The organism is Ruegeria sp. O11 (assembly GCF_056535285.1).
Map to the genome: position 1 here is coordinate 198,911 of NZ_JBQERS010000002.1, position 18,661 is coordinate 217,571.

General features: G+C 56.3%; 17 protein-coding genes and 1 pseudogene. 16 read left to right on the top strand and 2 right to left on the bottom strand.

Annotated elements, in window-relative coordinates; genetic code table 11:
• The first annotated feature begins 3 nt into the window (after positions 1–3).
• The 13 genes and pseudogenes from mhpA to ACRZ91_RS07365 all read left to right on the top strand — a co-directional run.
• Entirely contained in the window at positions 4–1,491 is a 1,488-nt protein-coding gene (mhpA, locus tag ACRZ91_RS07305; protein ID WP_480903771.1) for a bifunctional 3-(3-hydroxy-phenyl)propionate/3-hydroxycinnamic acid hydroxylase MhpA, read from the top strand.
• Complete coding sequence (locus tag ACRZ91_RS07310; RefSeq protein WP_480903774.1) at positions 1,472–2,452, top strand: fumarylacetoacetate hydrolase family protein; 981 nt, start codon at positions 1,472–1,474, stop codon at positions 2,450–2,452. The genes mhpA and ACRZ91_RS07310 overlap by 20 nt, the downstream gene beginning before the upstream one ends.
• 32 nt (positions 2,453–2,484) lie before the next feature.
• Complete coding sequence (locus ACRZ91_RS07315) at positions 2,485–3,291, top strand: DNA-binding transcriptional regulator (RefSeq protein WP_170780971.1); 807 nt, start codon at positions 2,485–2,487, stop codon at positions 3,289–3,291.
• Between the two features lie 55 nt (positions 3,292–3,346).
• Positions 3,347–4,360, top strand: a complete 1,014-nt coding sequence (locus tag ACRZ91_RS07320; protein WP_170542737.1) for a TRAP transporter substrate-binding protein — start codon at positions 3,347–3,349, stop codon at positions 4,358–4,360.
• Between the two features lie 58 nt (positions 4,361–4,418).
• Positions 4,419–4,928: a TRAP transporter small permease gene (locus tag ACRZ91_RS07325; protein WP_170542738.1), complete on the top strand. Its 510-nt coding sequence runs from the start codon at positions 4,419–4,421 to the stop codon at positions 4,926–4,928.
• Positions 4,925–6,238 carry a TRAP transporter large permease gene (locus ACRZ91_RS07330; RefSeq protein ID WP_170472731.1) on the top strand — a complete coding sequence of 438 codons (1,314 nt, stop codon included), beginning with the start codon at positions 4,925–4,927 and terminating at the stop codon, positions 6,236–6,238. The genes ACRZ91_RS07325 and ACRZ91_RS07330 overlap by 4 nt, the downstream gene beginning before the upstream one ends.
• A 338-nt stretch (positions 6,239–6,576) precedes the next feature.
• Entirely contained in the window at positions 6,577–7,878 is a 1,302-nt protein-coding gene (locus tag ACRZ91_RS07335) for an amidohydrolase family protein (RefSeq protein WP_480903779.1), read from the top strand.
• A gap of 39 nt (positions 7,879–7,917) precedes the next feature.
• Complete coding sequence (locus tag ACRZ91_RS07340; protein WP_170472737.1) at positions 7,918–8,901, top strand: BMP family protein; 984 nt, start codon at positions 7,918–7,920, stop codon at positions 8,899–8,901.
• On the top strand, positions 8,888–10,276 hold the full coding sequence (locus ACRZ91_RS07345) for an amidase (protein ID WP_480904120.1): 1,389 nt from the start codon (positions 8,888–8,890) through the stop codon (positions 10,274–10,276). Before ACRZ91_RS07340 ends, ACRZ91_RS07345 begins: the two co-directional genes overlap by 14 nt.
• On the top strand, positions 10,273–11,793 hold the full coding sequence (locus ACRZ91_RS07350; RefSeq protein ID WP_480903783.1) for an ABC transporter ATP-binding protein: 1,521 nt from the start codon (positions 10,273–10,275) through the stop codon (positions 11,791–11,793). Before ACRZ91_RS07345 ends, ACRZ91_RS07350 begins: the two co-directional genes overlap by 4 nt.
• On the top strand, positions 11,783–12,826 hold the full coding sequence (locus tag ACRZ91_RS07355) for an ABC transporter permease (protein WP_480903786.1): 1,044 nt from the start codon (positions 11,783–11,785) through the stop codon (positions 12,824–12,826). The genes ACRZ91_RS07350 and ACRZ91_RS07355 overlap by 11 nt, the downstream gene beginning before the upstream one ends.
• Complete coding sequence (locus tag ACRZ91_RS07360; protein ID WP_480903789.1) at positions 12,823–13,764, top strand: ABC transporter permease; 942 nt, start codon at positions 12,823–12,825, stop codon at positions 13,762–13,764. Before ACRZ91_RS07355 ends, ACRZ91_RS07360 begins: the two co-directional genes overlap by 4 nt.
• Before the next feature lie 115 nt (positions 13,765–13,879).
• Positions 13,880–14,050 (top strand): annotated as a pseudogene (locus tag ACRZ91_RS07365) (IS6 family transposase); the annotation flags it as partial.
• A 239-nt stretch (positions 14,051–14,289) separates the two neighbouring features.
• Here ACRZ91_RS07365 and ACRZ91_RS07370 read toward each other — a convergent pair.
• Both ACRZ91_RS07370 and ACRZ91_RS07375 read right to left on the bottom strand, forming a co-directional pair.
• Positions 14,290–15,600 carry a type I glutamate--ammonia ligase gene (locus ACRZ91_RS07370; protein WP_480904123.1) on the bottom strand — a complete coding sequence of 437 codons (1,311 nt, stop codon included), beginning with the start codon at positions 15,598–15,600 and terminating at the stop codon, positions 14,290–14,292.
• Positions 15,600–16,478 (bottom strand): MurR/RpiR family transcriptional regulator, encoded by an 879-nt coding sequence (locus ACRZ91_RS07375; RefSeq protein ID WP_170542747.1) that lies wholly within the window; start codon positions 16,476–16,478, stop codon positions 15,600–15,602. Before ACRZ91_RS07375 ends, ACRZ91_RS07370 begins: the two co-directional genes overlap by 1 nt.
• 68 nt (positions 16,479–16,546) lie before the next feature.
• Here ACRZ91_RS07375 and ACRZ91_RS07380 point away from each other — a divergent pair, with 68 nt between their 5' ends.
• From ACRZ91_RS07380 to ACRZ91_RS07390, 3 genes are read left to right on the top strand one after another with little or no spacing between them, the layout of a single operon-like run.
• Positions 16,547–17,320 carry an N-formylglutamate amidohydrolase gene (locus tag ACRZ91_RS07380; RefSeq protein ID WP_480903792.1) on the top strand — a complete coding sequence of 258 codons (774 nt, stop codon included), beginning with the start codon at positions 16,547–16,549 and terminating at the stop codon, positions 17,318–17,320.
• Complete coding sequence (locus ACRZ91_RS07385; RefSeq protein WP_480903795.1) at positions 17,317–17,958, top strand: cysteine hydrolase family protein; 642 nt, start codon at positions 17,317–17,319, stop codon at positions 17,956–17,958. The genes ACRZ91_RS07380 and ACRZ91_RS07385 overlap by 4 nt, the downstream gene beginning before the upstream one ends.
• On the top strand, positions 17,951–18,661 hold the full coding sequence (locus tag ACRZ91_RS07390) for an ABC transporter ATP-binding protein (RefSeq protein ID WP_170542749.1): 711 nt from the start codon (positions 17,951–17,953) through the stop codon (positions 18,659–18,661). Before ACRZ91_RS07385 ends, ACRZ91_RS07390 begins: the two co-directional genes overlap by 8 nt.

An 18,661-nucleotide genomic window follows, 5' to 3' on the forward strand; every position in this document is an offset into this window, starting at 1 on the left:
ACGATGTATGACGTTGCGATTATCGGGTTCGGTCCTACCGGAGCGACACTTGCCAACCTCCTGACCAAAAGCGGTGTTTCGGTTGTGGTTCTGGACCGCGAGGCCCAGATGTACCATCTGCCCCGCGCCGTGCACTTCGATGACGAAGTGATGCGCGTTTTCCAGACCGTCGGGATAGCTGACGCGCTTTACAAGCTCGTGCACATCAACCCGGGCATGAAGTTCGTCGATGAAAACAATGAGTTGCTGCTGGACTGGCCAAGACCACAGAGCGTTACGAAACATGGGTGGCACGCAAGCTACAGGTTGCATCAGCCTGATCTCGAAACACTGTTGAGAGCCGAACTGGCGCGTTCCCCGACGGCCACCACGCTGGAACTTCACAACGTAATAAATCTTGAAGCCACAGGGAATGGCGTAGAGTTAACCGCACTGGATAAGATAAACGACTGCAAGTCCACATTTGAAGCTCGATACGTTGTTGGCTGCGACGGGGCCAATTCGTCCGTGCGTCGCTGGATCGGCGGCGAAATGGAAGATCTGGGGTTTGAAGAACGCTGGCTGGTTGTCGATTTGCGTCTCAAACATCCAATGCCAGAGCTTGGCGATCATTCCATTCAATTCTGCAACCCAGACCGACCGATGACTTATTGCCGGGCCCCCGGTATTCGCCGCCGCTGGGAAATCATGGTTTTGGACGGTGAAACCGACGCCGAAATAATGGAACATTCGCGTCTCTGGGATCTGTTATCGCGGTGGATTACGCCTGATGATGCCGAGATTGAGCGCAGTGCTGTCTATACGTTCCGTTCACAGGTCGCGAAAATCTGGCGAAAGGGACCGGTTCTGATTGCAGGAGATGCCGCCCACCTGACGCCACCCTTCATGGGCCAAGGAATGTGCACTGGCATTCGAGACGCTGCGAATTTGGCATGGAAGCTCGTCAAAGCACTCAACGGCGGCGATGAAGAGATACTCTTTGACAGCTATCAGGATGAACGACAGCCCCACGCACACAGCTATATTGAAACTGCGGTTCGTCTGGGCGGCCTGATCAACTCGCTTGATCGGGAAAGTGCCCTGCAACTTGCAGACGGTTCGCGTTCAGGTGCCATGCGATCTATTGCGCCCAAGCTTGGTCAGAGCGCACTGATGCAGGTGCAGACAAACAACCCTTATGTCGGGCGTCCCTTTCCCCAAGTGCATCTTGATACCGACGGACAGAGGCTGGACGATGCTGTTGGACAAAAGCACCTTCTTGTCAGTCGCGCCTCATTGCCGGAATGCAGCGATGATGCTGTCGCACTGAATGCGCGCGATCATTCCCAGCTGGACGCCATGCTGACAGATATTGGAACAAATGCCGTCTGGGTGCGACCCGACCGGTACGTCGCGGCTGTCGCGGAAACCCTTCTGGAACTTCCAGAACAAGCCTTGTCCCTTTTTAAGCCGAAAAAAAAGAAAGATAGATATGAAACTGGCATCACTTAAATCCGGTGGTCGTGATGGATCACTTGTCGTCGTGTCAAAAGACCTGACCAGAATGGCATCTGCGGCATCAGTTGCGCAAACGTTACAGCAAGCGATCGAAACCTGGGAAAGTTCAGCCAGCGCGCTGAAAAAGATCTCGGACTTGGTCGAACAAAATGAGATCGAGACTATGGCCTATGACGTGGACCAATTGGCCAGTCCGTTGCCGAGATCGTATCAATGGGCCGACGGAAGTGCATATCTCAGCCATATGCGCCTGGTACGCAAAGCCCGCGGGGCTGACATGCCCCCCGGAGCTGAGACGGATCCACTGATGTATCAGGGGGGCGGTGACTATTTTTTGGCACCGACCGATGACATTCCTTGCATTGACGTGGACTGGGGACTGGATTTTGAGGGCGAGATTGCCGTGGTTACCGATGACGTGCCTATCGGATGTTCTACCGAGGCGGCGGTTGGCCATATCAAACTGATCATGCTGTGCAATGATGTCTCGTTGCGCAATGTTATGAAACCTGAACTGGTCAAGGGATTTGGCTTTTACCAGTCGAAACCTGCAAGTGCGTTTTCGCCTGTTTGCGTAACTCCGGATGAACTGGGTGAATACTGGACTGGAGCAAAAGTTACTCTGCCGCTCGAAACCGTTTACAACGGCAGAACCTTTGGCAGGGTGCCGGCTGGCAATGACCTGAATTTTGATTTCGCCCAGTTGATTGCGCATGCCGCAAAGACCAGAGAATTGCGCGCAGGCACTATCATCGGATCGGGCACGGTGTCGAACACTGATCACGAGCGTGTCGGGTCGTCATGTCTGGCCGAAAAGCGGATGATCGAAATCATTGCCGATGGCAGGGCGGAGACGCGTTTCATGGAGCCTGGAGATACCGTCAGATTCGAGATGCACGACCCCTCAGGGCAGTCAGTTTTTGGGGCTATTGACCAAAAGGTCGTCGCCGCCTGAGAATATGCAATAGGACGGTCTGAAGGATGAGGATGGTGGCAGACAACCAACCCAACATTCGTGCCTTGCTACGCGGTCTGGACTTGTTGCGGTTCGTGAACAGTCAGGGTTCGGCAAAGCCTGCCGAAATCGCTACCGCGATTGGCGTGCCGAGACCAACTGTCTATCGGTTGCTCCACACTCTTGAGGAAGCAGGGTACATTCTGATGTCGGCGTCCGACACTCGGGTCAGAGTTTCGCCGCGCGCCTCCGGCTTGGGCGACAACTATGCTGCGCACTCGCACATTTGCCGTGTCGCGGCCCCAGGCATTGCGGAATTCACCGATGTGCATTCATGGCCGCTTGATCTTTCGGTTTATCGAGATCTGCACATGGTCATCGAAGAAACAACGCACTGGCGCAGCCCGTTCTCGATTGATCGGAACATGGCCGGACTGTCCCTGCCTATACTAAGGTCGTCGGCCGGGCGCGCCTTTTTGGCCTTTCTGGAAGACAAGGAAAGAAGCATCATTCTGGACCTGCTGCGCAACAATAACGACCCCGAGGACGAGCGGTTTTTGCTGGAAAGCTGGATCGCCTCGCGTCTGGTTCAATATCGCAAACAAGGATACGCTACGCGCAGTTCGCGCACTTTTAGACCCGACACATCCAGCCTGGCGGTTCCAATCATCTGTGAGGATCGCGTTCTGGGATGCCTGTCGATCATTTGGATCGCCAGTGCGTTTTCCATGACAGAAGCAATCAACCGTTATGCGAGCCCGATGAAGGAATTGGCCAATCAGATCGCGGCGCAGATGGTAAAAGGTGCACCTGTCCGCCAAGCGGACAAAAAGATCTAAAGCACAGTAAGCAATTCCTCGGAAGCGGTAGGTTTAGGAAAAACCGGGAGGAATCATGAAACATCTCATCAGATCAACGGTGCTGAGCTTTGGAATTTCGTTGACGGTCGGCGCAGCTTGGGCTGCAGATACTGTCCTTACAATCTCATCATGGGCGCCGCCAACGCATGGCATGAACGCCAAGCTCTGGCCTGAATTCACGAAAATGCTCGAAGAAGCCTCAGATGGTCGTGTGAGCGCAGAGGTGAAATACGGATTGGGGGCGCCGCCAGCGCAGTTCGACCTTATTCTCGACGGGGTGGCCGATGTCACGTGGATTTTTCACGGCTACAATCCCGGGCGCTTTGTGGCATCCAAAATGATCGAACTGCCTGGCTACGAAGGCAACGCCGAGGCCGCATCGGTGGCTTATTGGCGGGCATACGAAGAGTATCTTGCCACGGCAAACGAGCATGACGGGGTAAAGGTTCTCGCCATGATGACCCACGGTCCTGGCATCCTGCATTCCGAAACTAAGGTGACATCGCTGGATGATATCTCTGGCATGAAGCTGCGACTTGGTGGCGGGGTTTCTGGGGACGTGGGCGCAGCGCTCGGTGCCACCGGCATCCGGGTACCAGCACCGAAAGTTTATGAAACATTGGCATCCAAGGCGGCCGACGGTGTCATGATGCCCATGGAAGCCCGCGCAGGCTTCAAACTGTTTGAGGTTGCCCCGCACAGTTATTCTGTACCCGGCGGTTTTTATCGCGGTTCGTTTGCAATCGTGATGAACCAGGACAAATACGACAGCTTGTCAGATGAAGATCGTGCTGCTTTGGATACAATAGCAGGCGAAGCGCTTTCTCAGGTGGCCGGGCGCATGTGGGACGAGATTGACCAGATCGGCATCGAAACCATTGACGGCAACGAGGGCAATTCCTGGACGGAAGCCAGCGAAGCTGACGTCGCAGCCTGGAACGAAATGACGGGTCCAATCATCGAAAGCGTTCTGGCCGAGGTGTCTGACAAGGGAATTGACGCGGCGACGGTGCAAGCCTTTATTGCCGAGCAGATGACAGGCAACTGAACCACAATAAGAAACTCTGCGGGCCCTGGCTTAGGGCCCGCAATTTTGCGAGGCAGGCATGGCTGACATTCAGAAACTGAAGCTGCGCGATCCCTGGTACGTTGTTCTCAATCTGCCTACATGGATCGCAGCGGGCACCTTATTCGTGCTGATGTGCATGACATTTCTGGACGTGGTTTTTCGGAGCGCTTTCAACAATCCTATCGAAAGTGCGACCGAACTGACCCGGCTTTTTATGGCGGTCATCGTATTTTCTGCATTACCTCTGGTGTCTTGGAAGGGTGAGAACATTGTTGTGGACCTGCTTGACCCTTTCTTCAGCGCACGAATGGCCCAGTTGCGCGATAGTCTGATCGATGCAATCTGCGGGATCGTTCTGATATGGCCAGCAATACGGGTTTGGGAACTTGCGGAACGGTCGCGTCAGTATGGTGACGTTACAGAATACCTAAAGCTGCCACAATTTTATGTCGGGTGGTTTATCTCGATCTTTGTTGCGCTGACCGCAATTGCCTTTCTTGCGCGCAGTGTTGTGCGCCTGTTCCTTAAAACAGAGGTCTCCGAATGACTCTGTCGCTATTGGGGCTCGGAGCGGTCTTAGTTCTCGTTTTCTTACGCATGCCCATTGCCATAGCCATGGGGCTTGTCGGTTTCCTGGGTTTTGTGGAGCTACGCGGGTTTCGCGCTGCTATCTCGATGGTGGGCCGACTGATAATTGACACGGCTCAGGATTACGGGTTGTCGGTGGTGCCTCTCTTTATCCTGATGGGTCTCTTCGTGAACAAGGGCGGCCTTTCCAAAGAGCTATATCGCGCGTCCTACGCATTTCTCGGCCATATGCGCGGTGGATTGGCTATGGCGACGATCGTGGCCTGCGCTGGCTTCTCGGCTATCTGCGGTTCTTCCCTCGCCACGGCGGCGACAATGTCGAAGGTTGCTATGCCCGAGATGCGAAAATACAGGTATTCAGACAGTTTGGCGACAGCCTCAATCGCGGCGGGCGGCACCTTGGGCATCCTGATACCACCCTCGGTAATCCTGGTCATCTATGGCCTGCTGACGGAAACAAGCATCGGAAAGCTCTTTATCGCCGGTGTTGTTCCAGGGTTGCTAGGCGTTTTGCTTTATCTTGTGGCCGTCAGGTTCTCGGTGACCCGGGACCCTGACGCCGGACCAGCGGGCGAATGGGTTTCCTGGCGAGAGCGGCTTTTGTCGCTCAGGGATATCTGGGCAGTGCTGCTACTGTTCTTCCTTGTGATTGGCGGGCTCTACGGAGTGTTGGATGTCTGGCCCTTCTTCATAACGTTTTCCCCGACCGAGGCTGCAGGAATGGGGGCCGCTGGCGCTTTCCTGATTGCATTGTCCAGAAGAGCCTTGAGTTTTTCATCGACCATGGAGGTATTGATCGAAACTGTGCAGACAGCCGCCACGCTATTTGCGGTCTTGATCGGGGCGTGGATATTCTCGAACTTTGTCAATCTTGCGGGGCTGCCCGAGGCACTTAGCAACTTCGTTCTTTCCCAGGGGCTATCGCCGACACTGGTCATTGTGTTGATCCTGCTGGTCTACGTTCTTCTTGGTTGCGTTTTTGAAAGCTTGTCGATGCTGCTGCTTACGGTGCCCATCTTCTTTCCGGTAGTGACCAGTCTCGGGTTTGATCCGGTTTGGTTTGGTATTGTCGTCGTCGTAGTCACCGAGATCAGCCTGATCACCCCGCCCGTCGGTTTGAATGTCTTTGTACTAAAAGGTGTCGTTAAGGACGTCCCTACATCAATAATTTTTCGAGGCGTCACCCCTTTCTGGCTAGTGGATATCCTTCGACTGCTGATAATCGTCATTTTTCCTTGGCTTGTACTCTTCTTACCTAATTCAATGTAGGCTAGCTCTGGGTGATTGGTTTTCAAACCTGAAATTGCCTTTTCAAGTTGTCTGTTTTGGGCTCACTGCAGACCTCGGTGCTGAAGCAGCACAAGTGCCTGCCCAGTTCTCCACGACTTATCCAAACGGCCCATAGCCGTCATCCATCGATATGATGAATTGCTGCGTCCGTATTCCGCCTTGCAGTTGTTTGTATTCGATCGACGCCTCACGGTCTCGCGTCCACAGGCATCCGAATTGCGTCAGACTATCCGATGCGCTGGCTTCTGAAAAACTCAAAAATATATAGCATTTTATCAGAATGCTTTTACCATGTGGTCAAATTTGGGGGAGGATGAATGCTCGACATTATCATCAGACAAGCCCACCTGCCAGATGGCCGAGGGCCGCTGGATATTGCGATCAAGGGTGACCGCGTCGCAGAAATTGCCACCAAGATCGAGGCTAACGCGGGCGAAGAAATCGATGCGGCTGGGCGCTTGGTTTCACCCCCCTTTACCGACCCACACTTCCATATGGATGCGACCCTGAGCCTTGGATCGCCTCGCATGAACGTCTCGGGGACACTATTGGAAGGCATTGCGCTTTGGGGTGAGCTGAAGCCCCTGCTGACACCTGAAGCAGTGATTGACCGCGCCATGCGATATTGCGACCTTGCCGTATCGCAAGGGTTATTGGCTATCCGTTCGCATGTGGATGTTTCATCCGCACCTTTGGTTGGCGTTGAAGCACTGTTGGAGGTCCGCAAGCAGGTCGCCCCCTATATTGATCTGCAACTGGTAGCATTCCCGCAAGATGGTCTTTACCGAACACTAAATGCGGAAGAAAACTTGATCCAAGCCCTTGATATGGGTGTCGACGTGGTAGGTGGCATCCCGCATTTTGAGCGTACGATGTCGGAAGGTGCCCGGTCGGTCAGGAGACTGGCCGAGATAGCGGTGGACCGTGGCCTGATGCTGGATTTGCATTGCGATGAAAGCGACGATCCAATGTCACGACACGTGGAATCCTTGGCCTATGAGACCACGCGCCTTGGGCTTGGCGGGCGAGTTACAGCAAGCCATGTCACGGCAATGCATTCCTATGATAATTATTATGCCTCGAAGCTTATTCCTCTGATTGCGGAAAGCGGCATGAACGTGGTGCCCAACCCGCTCATCAACATAACGTTGCAAGGTCGCTCGGACACCTATCCGCGCCGTCGGGGGCTGACCCGAGTGCCAGAGCTGCGCGCGGCAGGTGTAAACGTCGCCTTCGGGCAAGATTGCACAATGGATCCATGGTATTCGCTTGGGTCTGCCGACATGCTGGAAGTGGCCCATATGGGCGTACATGCAGTGCCCATGACATCCCGAGAGGCGATGGAGTGGGCTTTTACATCCGTCACCCAGAACGGCGCCAAGGTTATGGGCCTGCCTAATCCCACAATCCGCAAGGGCGGCCCTGCCAATTTGATTGTACTGCAAGCGCGTGACCCGATTGAAGCTGTTCGCATGAAAGCCACCCGCCTTGCCGTCATCAAAAACGGAAAGGTGCTGGCCCGCACAGAACCCCGAATGGCCGCGCTTTCGTTGCCCGGTCGCCCCACGACCCTGGACCCCGCCGATTATGCGCCAAGGCCCAATACTCAGGAAGCTTAATAACAAGAACAATTGCCACCAACAGAAGAGGATCTACCAATGAAACTCACCACAACCCGCCGTCAACTGATGGTCGGCGCTGCGGCCACGCTGGCCCTGCCGGCTTATGTCCGCCGCGTGAATGCACAATCAGCGACCCGAGTCGCCGGCGTGCATATGTCTCCGGTTGAAAACGCATGGAACAGCCGTATCCATGTGGCGATGCAGGAGGCTGCCGATGCTGGTCTGATCGAGTATGAGTTCTCAGAGGGTGTGGCTCCGACTGACTATCCCCGCGCGATGCGTGAATATGCCGAAGGTGGTGCGCAAATCATTTGGGGTGAGTCCTACGCCGTGGAACGCGAAGCACGCGAAGTGGCGGGTGATTACCCCGACACTGCGTTTCTGATGGGGTCTTCCGGCGGGCCGGAAGGTGACAACTTTGGTGTCTTTGGGACCCGCAATCACGAGGCAGCCTATCTTGCCGGGATGCTCGCGGGCCAAATGTCAGAAAGCAACGTTTATGGCTCGGTCGGTGGCTATCCGATCCCCGAGGTGAACCTGCTGATTAACGCTTTCCGCATGGGCGTGAGTGAAGTGAACCCGGACGCCACATTCGTCAACGGCTTCATAGGTGCGTGGTTTGATCCGGCCCGTGCGCAGGAAGCTGCGATTGCCCAGATCGATGCGGGTGCGGATATCCTGTTTGGCGAACGCATTGGTACCGCGGATGCGGCCCAAGCGCGAGGTGTGAAGGCCATCGGTTCGCTTATCGATTATACACCGCGATACCCGGGCACAGTCTTTGCCAATGCGATCTGGAACTACGGTCCTACCATTGAGGCAATCGTGGCTGATGTTCAGGCCGGCAATCCAACCGGCCGCAATTACACGGAATATTCCTTTATGGCCCATGGCGGCAATGAGTTGATTTATGTCGCCGACGAAGTACCTGCCGACGCCATTCCTGGGATGGAGGCCAAACAAGCCGCGATCCAATCCGGCGAATGGGACGTGCCGATTGACGAAAGTGAACCCTCCTGATCCCGAGGGTTTTGACGTGACCGATGCCACGGCTCTTGCAGCTGCCATTTCGGCGGGGCAGATCGCTGCCTACGACGTGATAGAAGCCAGTCTTGCCGCCTGCTATGAACGCGCGGATTTGGGGGCCGTGGTTTATCTGGACGAAGATATGGCGCGTGCCGGGGCAAAGGCGGCAGACGAATTGCCGCCAGACCAACGCGGACCATTTCACGGTGTTCCGTTCTTGGTAAAAGATCTTGGTGGTTTTGCCAAAGATCTTCCTGCGACGGCGGGGTCCTCGGCAATCCGTGTACAGGGGCGCAAACCCGAGAATGACAGCCATCTGCTGCAAGTTCTTCGCCAGACCGGACTCATCCCTTTCGGCCTGACTGCAACACCTCCGTTTGGCCTATCCCTGACATGCGAGCCTGATGGCATGGCTGCGACTCGCAACCCATGGAATTCCACGCTGACGCCCGGTGGTTCATCCGGTGGTGCCGCGGCGGCAGTTGCTGCGGGAATCGTTGCCATTGCGCATGCCACGGATGCAGCCGGATCTATCAGGGTACCCGCTGCTTGCTGTGGTTTGACTGGGCTCAAGCCTTCTCGTGACGCGGTGCCCAGTGGCCCTGATTTTGCCAATCACCTGATGGGAATCGCATCTGAATTGGTCCTGGCGCGGTCAGTACGCGATGTGAAGACCGCCTTTGAGGCGGTAGCCCAGCCGATGACCCCAACCCGTCTGCCGGAACGCCCCCGTGTCGCAGTGGCATTGCCAGAGCGTTGCGGAGCAGTCCAGTGCCAGGCCGCGAAAGCTGCTGCAGACGCGCTGCGCGATACAGGCTGTGAGGTATATGAAGTTCGCGCCCCCGACCGGCTGGGGGCCGAAGCTCATGCAATTGCACGAACCATACTGGCTGTTTCGTTGGCCGAGTGGCTGACAGCGCTCAGGATCCCCGATGATAAGGTTCCACCGCTTGCCGCGGCCATGGCTGCCGAGGGTCGGGCAACACCCGCCACAGCGCTTTTTGCGGCCTCACGACAGCTCGCACGTCTGACAAATCGCGCTAACAATCTTTTCAGGTCTGCTGATGCCATCCTGATGCCGGTCCTTTCGTCTGCGCCGCCCGTAGTTGGTGCTTTGGACCTGTCTGGCACTGCTACCGATAAACACATGGCGCAGCTGGAGGCTTTTGCCCCGAACGCGGCAATTGCCAATGTCGCGGGCCTGCCTGCTTTGGCGTTGCCTTTTGGCATGGCTAACGGCTTACCGCTTGGTGTTCAGCTGCTCGGTCCACCCGGTGCTGATTTCGCGTTGCTGAAACTTGGTGCTTTGATCGAGGCCCGCGCGCCCGCAATTCCTTTTCCGCACCCAATCGCAGGGTTGCCCGCATGACTAAAGTTCTGGAACTACACGGCATTACCAAGCATTTCGGAGCGCTTACCGCAAATGACGATGTGACACTCACACTGGATGAAGGGGAAATCCTTGCGCTGTTGGGTGAAAATGGTGCGGGTAAGACGACGCTGATGAATATCCTGTTCGGCCATTACGCAGCCGACGAAGGCTCGGTCAGGGTATTTGGAAAAGAGCTGCCCCCGGGCATGCCGCGCGCAGCGATCGAGGTGGGTGTGGGGATGGTACACCAGCACTTCACGCTTGCGGGCAACCTTACGGTTTTGGAAAACGTCATGCTTGGTTCTGAACCCCTGACACGCGCGCGTTCTGCCCGGAGTGAGGCGCGTAAGAAATTGTTGCAAATCGCAGAGCGGTTCGGCCTGCCCGTGAACCCCGAAGCCAAGGTCAGGTCACTGTCCGTGGGTGAGCGCCAGCGCGTCGAAATTCTCAAAGCGCTCTATCGCGACGCGCGCATACTGATCTTGGATGAACCTACTGCCGTTCTGGCCCGGCCCGAGGCGATGCGCCTGTTCGAGACGCTGCGCGATATGACGAAAGAGGGCCTCTCGCTTATCTTCATTAGCCACAAGCTGCATGAGGTCATGGCAGCCTCTGACCGTGTGGCGGTGCTTCGTGGCGGTAAGATGGTCGCAGAACGCAATACACCTGAAACCACACCTGAAGAATTGGCGGAACTGATGGTTGGCCGCAAGGTGGAACGGCCTGTACGTCATGACCACGAAATCGGCGCGCCGGTTCTGGTTGCTAACAATGTGCGCGTGGAAGAGGGCGGTGAGGTACGGCTGGATGAAGTGTCATTCACCGTCCATGCTGGTGAGATCCTTGGTATCGTTGGTGTTTCAGGCAATGGGCAGGCCTCGCTTGGTGGATTGCTGTCTGGGTTGGTTCACCCAATTGCCGGAAGATTGACACTGCTGGACGAAGATATCGGCCATCTGGGGCCGCGCGGCATGATCCGCGCTGGCGCAGGTCGGGTGCCGGAAGACCGGCACGCAGAAGGTGTCGTGGGTGAGTTGAGCCTGTGGGAAAACGCGGTGCTTGAACGGCTGCGCACACCGGAATTTTCGCGTAGGGGCTTCGTTCGGCAACGCGCGGCCCGCGAATACACTTCGGGCTTGATCGAACGTTTCGATATCCGAGGGGCCGCTCCTGATACGCGAACGCGGCTATTGTCCGGGGGTAATATGCAAAAGCTGATCCTTGGTCGGGTCCTGACCAACGGGCCGCGCTTTGTGCTCGCAAACCAGCCGACGCGAGGTCTTGATGAAGGGGCAATTGCTTCGGTTCATGCCGAGCTTTTGGCAGCACGGGCCGAAAGTGCCGCGATCCTGCTCATCTCGGAAGAACTGGAAGAAGCTGTGGCCCTGTCAGACCGAATACAGGCTATCGTAAAAGGTCGCTTGTCAGAACCGATATCGGCTGATGAAGCCGACCCACAACGCCTTGGCCTAATGATGGCAGGTGTCTGGAAGGAAAATGATGATGCGGCTTGAACGACGCTCGCATGTGCCGCTGCACATTGCGATCATTGCGCCACTGGCCGCGATCTTAACGGCATTGCTTTTGGCCGCAGGTCTCATCGCTGCTGCTGATGTAAATCCGCTAACGGCTTATGGCGAAATGGTGAATGGCGCATTCGGCTCGCGCCTTTCCATCGCCGAGATGCTGACCCGCGCTACTCCGCTTGTCTTTACGGGGCTCGCCGCTGCTGTCGCCTTCCGAGCGCGGCTTTGGAACATCGGGGGCGAGGGACAGTTCTTTGTTGGGGCGCTGATCACCGCTTGGATCGGTCATTCACTCGGGGTTCCAGGGTGGATCGGTGTTCCGATCTTGATGTTGGCAGGCATGGCGGCGGGAGCGGCCCTGTTGGCTGGACCTGCCTTTTTACGCTTGCGTTTCGGCGTAGATGAGGTGGTGACAACCCTGCTGCTCAACTTCATCGTTATCCTTTTCGTTGGCCTCATGATTGAGGGTCCTATGCGCGATCCGCTGGCCTTTGGGTGGCCCTCTTCGGTGCCCGTAGACGGGGATTACCGCCTTCCGGATCTGATCCCCCGTACACGTCTTCATATCGGGTTGCTTGTTGCTATCGCTGCAGCAGGTGCTGTTTGGCTGATCCTTGCGCGTACTGTTTTTGGTGCTGAAACACGCGCCGCAGGCTTAAACGCCAGTGCCGCTGCCTTTGCCGGAATTTCTTTGCCCCAAACGATCATGGGTGTAGCCCTGCTTTCAGGCGCTTTGGCAGGGCTTGCCGGGTCTGTCGAAGTCATGGGGGTCACTGCGGGTGTCACCACCACTATGAGCCCCGGATTTGGTTATGCAGGCATTGTTGTCGCGATGCTCGCCGCTTTGCATCCGGCTGGAGTGGTCGCTGCCGCTGTTTTCGTCGCCACCGTCTTTGTCGGGGCCGACGCCATGAGCCGTGCGACGGGTGTTCCCAGTTTCATTGCCGATGTGATTGTGGCGCTGTGCCTGCTCACCATGATCGTGGCCCTTCTTTTCACAACCTACCGGGTGCGCCGATGAGTGATGCAATTGATCTGCTGCTGAATACCAGTCTTTGGGCTTCCGTGCTGCGTATTGCGACACCGCTCATATTTGGTGTTCTTGGCGCGTTGCTTTGCGAACGTTCGGGCGTGCTCAATCTGGGAATAGAGGGGATCATGACCATGGGGGCGATGAGCGGTTGGCTTGTCGTCTACATGGGCGCACCATTGCTTGTAGGCCTCATTTTTGCAGCGCTTTGCGGCTCGATGATGGGATTGCTTCATGCCATACTGACAGTTCCACTTGGGCTTTCACAACACGTCTCAGGGCTGGGCATAACGTTGTTTGCATCCGCTTTAGCCTATTACCTGTACAGGTTGCTTGTTGAGGTAGGAGATCTTCCCCCTACGATCGAAGCTTTTAAGCCGCTCGATATTCCGGTCCTGTCAGATATTCCCGTTTTGGGACCGATCCTGTTTTCCCAAGCTTTGCCAACCTATCTGGCGCTCAGTGCTGTGGCTGCGATGGCCTATGTTCTTGCCCGCACGCCGTTGGGGTTGGCCATTCGTATGACCGGTGAGAACCCTCATGCGGTTGAGGCGCAGGGGCTGAACCCGATCCGTATCCGTATCGGCGCAGTTGTTGTCGGGTCGGCTTTGATGGCGGTGGGCGGGGCCTTCCTGACCACAACGGCGTTCAACAGCTTTTTCCCGGGCATGGTGCAGGGACGCGGTTGGATCTGCATTGCATTGGTAGTCTTCGCTGGCTGGCGGCCCGGTAAGGCTCTGATTGGCGCGATGTTGTTCGCTTTCTTCGATGCATTCCAACTGCGATTGCAGACAACGGTTGAGGGTGTGCCATATCAGTTGTTCCTAATGGCGCCGTATGTACTTTCGATCGTTGCGCTCGTCCTTGTCGCCCGCAGAGCCGAAGTACCCGCAGCGTTGATGGCACCCTACCGACGCGGTGAACGTTAGTGGCATTCGTTCGCTCATATTGGCCAGCACCAACGAAATTCCAGGGAAAAGTATTTGTTCAAGGTGATCATGAAAAACTGGATATTCGATATTTGACCGAATTCCGGAGACCTCCGAGCGCGCGATACAACGTTTCAGGCGGATGCGAAGTTTGCAGAAGTTCGCTTTCGCCCACTCCTCTGTCTACAACCGCTTCAACCAGGACAGATCGCTAGCAAGCCGAGACACCTTCAAGCTGGCTCGCACCGCCGCTCTTAGCGAATGGCGTCAACTTTGTTCCGGATAGGTTCGCGGTTTCCCTGGCAAACTGAGACTGGTTCGAATTCGTCTGACAGCACCGTCTAGATCAAGAGTGTTTTCTACGCGACCTCTATTTTCGACTACATGTGCGTTGCCATGCCAATGTTTAATCCCAAAGGTTTGATCGATGAAGAAGTATATGCGGTGATAGTGAAGGACTGTCGACCCTAAACCCAGTACGCCCTAAAATACGGAAAATACTAAACTAAGGTTCTCCTTTTTTCCTCAATACGTCTCCTCATACAAACGGCAGCGAGCATCCGTTTCCAATTCTGCAGTTCTTGCAATCTCAGACTGTTTATGTGTGCGATAGACCTGCGCAAAACCGTCCGGGAACCAACCTGTTGCCACTGGGTTGCTCACGTACCGGTCCAGCGCCTCTTCTAAGGTTTGCGGCAGCCGCACGATGCCCATTTCGGTCAATTCAGAGGCGTTCAGCAACGATAAATCATCTTCTGTCGGGGTCGGCGCAGCCAAGCCTTCTTCGATGCCTTGTGCTCCGGCGAAAACAATAGCTGCCAATGCCAGGTGGGGCGAGGCTGCCGCGTCGGCAGCACGGTATTCGATATTGAATTGCCGAGCGATTGAGGTCGGATCCTTGGCCGTCACAGGGCAAATCCGCAACGACGCCTCGCGGTCGCGGAATCCCAGATTGTTGAAAGCAGCAGACCAACGATGCGGTGTCAGGCGTTCATACGAGATCACCGAAGGCGCAGTCAGGGCCAAAATCGCATCCAGATACTTCAGAACTCCGGCAGCGAAAGCACTCGTCAGGTCCGACATGCCGCACGGCCCATCTTTGGCGTAGGTCAGTGGCGCGCCCTGATCATCCACAAAGCTCATGTGGATATGGACTCCGTTGCCAACACTCGCGACATCGCGAATAGGGGTATAGGTGGCCCGCTCGCCATAGACCTGCGCAGTCGCATAGGTCAGTTCGCGCACCATGACGGCCGCGTCCGCCGCGCGCACCCCCAGTTCGGGGCCGATGACGACCTCATATTGGTTTGGGCCATATTCTTTCATGATCGAATCCGGTTTCAGACCGACCTGAGAAATCGCGTTGATCAAAGTCTCACACAGATCACGCTGCAGGCCAAAGCCCCGGTGGCCATAGGCTTCGTTGGCCTGAGTTGGCGGATCTTTCAACTGGAACTCATGCTCGAAGGCGGCCAGTAAATTTGCGCCTGAGACCTCGTGCAGCCGCTCCAGCGCCGCCCTCAAGAGACTGCGCGTGCAGAAGTCCCACGGGTCTCCGTCCAGCGTGACGATATCGCCCATAAGAAAGTGCAGACCAGCGTCTTCGCCGAATTCGACCTTTGCCTCGGCCGTGGCGTCCGGGATCAGAAGAAGATCGCCCAGCGCGCCAAATGGGCTTTCAGCAATTCCGTCAAAACAGTTGATCTGAACGTTGGTGGGTGTCCACCCGACCCCGCGCTGCAACCGCTTGTTCAGTTGATCCGCCGGAAAGGCCTTGCCCCGCAATTTCCCGGCAAGGTCTGAGGTGGCGACAAACATCAAGGGGGTTTTGGGCATCATGGGTTAGGGTCCTGATTGTGGGATCGCATGGCATCCCAGGCTTCGATGCGGGATTTCGTCTGATCCCAGTTGTCTTCGGCGACGCGGGTCACCAGCGCCTCGGTGACGGCAAGGGCCGCTGTGTACGTATCCCAGAGCGTGCCGCTTTCGATCGGAACTGGCAAGATTTCTGCCGCATGTCGGGATATGGGCGACAACCATTTGTCTGTCATGAGGACAACGCGAACCCCTCGATCCTGCGCGGCTGTCGCGGCCAATCGCGCCAACGCAGGTTGGTAACGGCGAAAATCGACCAGAAACAGGATATCCGCAGGCTTCATCCGTAGCAGGTATTCCGGCCAGACCTCATTGTTGGCCGGAAGATGATACACGCCGCTGCGGGTTTGGCGCAGGTGAAAAGACAAATGCTGCGCGATTGTGTCACTGATCCGACCGCCCAATATATAGACATCGCTCTTAGGTTGGCTCAGTACCGAGCATATACGCTGAAACTGCGCCTCGGTGATACCTTCTGCCGACAGCGCCATCTGGGACGAGGCCCGCGCGATGAAGTCGCGTAAGAATCCACCATCGACACTGCGCCCTTCGCCGTGCAGATCGGTAGGTGAGCGTTGGCCTTCTTTCAATTCAGACAACAGAGCTCGCTGGAATTCCTGATAGCCCCCCAATCCGATCTTGGTAACAAACCGAGAGATCGACGGGGCCGAGACTTCGGCGCGCCGGGCGAGTTCCTGGATCGTGACCAGACCCGCATAGGGGTAGTCGCTCAGCAATGCAGCGGCCAGCTTGCGCTCGCTCGCGGTCATGCGTTCAGCCTTCGCTTCAATTCTCTGCCTAACAAGCAAGCGGCACCTCCTGATCTGAATGGATCGCATGGAATAAAAATTTCAGTCAATCTATTTTTTATTGACTCTGAAAAAACTTGTTCTCTAACGTAGGCCGCATGAAGACATCAGTCGCAACCCAAGAACTGCTGGTCACCGGGGATCCGGCCCCGGTAGAATGGGTGAATCGTGACAGTGATGCGAAGATCGCGCTGCTCTGCGAACACGCCGGGCGCGCGATCCCGCAAAAGCTAGGCGATCTGGGTGTCTCGGAAGAGGTGCAAGCAAGCCATCGCGGTTGGGACATCGGGGCCGAGGCCGTGGCCCGGCAATTGGCTGACCGTCTACGGGCCCCATTGATCTTGCAGCGCTATTCCCGGCTTGTGATTGATTGCAACCGCCCCATCGAGGCCCCGGATTCAATTCCACCAAACAGCTTTGGAGAGCAGATCCCAGCCAATCTGAACTTGACGGCTGCGGATCGCGCTGCGCGCCAGCGCGAGATCATGGCTCCTCTGAACGGTGCCATTGAACATATGCTGGACCGGGCACCGCGCGTGCTTGCGGTGTCGATCCACTCCTTCGCCGCACAGGTCGATGGTGAGACTCGACCTTGGCACGCTGGATTTCTGACCCGCGTTGACTCGACCACGGGACAAGCCGCTATCGACCATATCTCGGCCCTACGTCCCGATCTGCACATGGCGTTAAACCAGCCATATCAAATCGACAGTGAAAGCGACTGGTTCATACCGCATTTCGCCGAACCGCGCGGACTGGCGCATTCGCTGGTCGAAATCCGCAATGACCTGATCCGCGATGCAAAAGGCGTCGAGGATTGGGCGCAGCTTCTCGCCGAGGCCTTTACCCGGATATTGGAGACCAAGACGTGACCTTGACCCGCAATGTTCCACTGATCCCATCGCAATCCGCGCTGTTGTTCATTGACGTGCAGAATTATTCGGCACATCGCGAAGGTGCCGAATTCAAGGACCTTCCCGAAGCTGAATTCAACGAGAAATTCGGCTGGTTCTTCGACCAACTGGACGCCCGCGTGATCCCGAACATGCAGGCCATACAAACTGCCTGCCGCGCCGCCGGTGTCGAGGTCATGTATACCAATATCGAAAGCCTGACACTCGACGGGCGCGACCGGTCGTTGGACTACAAAATTACGGGGTTTCATGTTCCCAAGGGCAGCTGGGATGGAAAGGTCATTGACCAGATCGCGCCCCAAAGGGATGAGATTGTGCTGCCGAAGACGTCCTCGTCGGTTTTTGTGTCCACGCATGTTGACTATATCCTGCGCAACCTTGGAGTCCGTCAGATCGTTTTGTCCGGTCTTTTGACGGACCAATGCGTGGAAAGCGCCATCAGGGACGCGTGTGATCTGGGCTACCTTGTCACTCAGGTCGAAGATGCCTGCCTAACCCACACGCAGGATCGGCACGATAATTCTCTGCGTGCGATCAAGGGCTATTGCCGACAGATCACCACAAAGGAACTGGTCGAGGAACTGACCGGTGCTTGAACTGAACGGCATCACCAAGACTTTTGGGGGGGTCCACGCCGTCGAGGATGTGACCATGTCCGTCGCACCAGGCGAGGTGCGTGGTCTGATCGGCCCCAATGGTGCGGGCAAGACAACGCTGGTCAACCTGATCTCTGGTCTGCTGACCCATTCGGCAGGAAGCCTGTTGCTGGATGGCGAGCCGCTGGACCACCTCCGCGCCCACGAACGCGCGGCGCGCGGCGTGGCGCGGACGTTTCAGAACCTGCGGGTCTTTCCAAGCCTCAGCGTCGCGCAGAACATCGACGTCGCCCGCTATTCCGGCCGGGGCGCTGAAATCGTCGAGGCCGCGATCCCGGAGTTCGGTCTTTCGGACAAGCTCAACCAGAACGCCGGGTCGTTGGCATATGGTCAACTCCGGCGGTTAGAGATCGTTCGCGCGCTGGCGCTGAACCCACGTGTCCTGATGTTGGACGAACCCGCCGCGGGGATGAACGAACAGGAAACGGAAGCTTTAGGCAGGTCTCTGACATGGGTTCGAACACATTCGGACAGCGCGATTTTGGTAATCGACCACGATCTGAAATTCATCATGTCACTTTGTGACAAGATTACCGTTTTGAATATGGGCGCCATCATTGCCGAAGGCGCACCCGAAGAAATAACCAAGAACCAAGAGGTTATCGACGCTTATCTTGGCGAAACCGATGAACGTGCCGCGTGA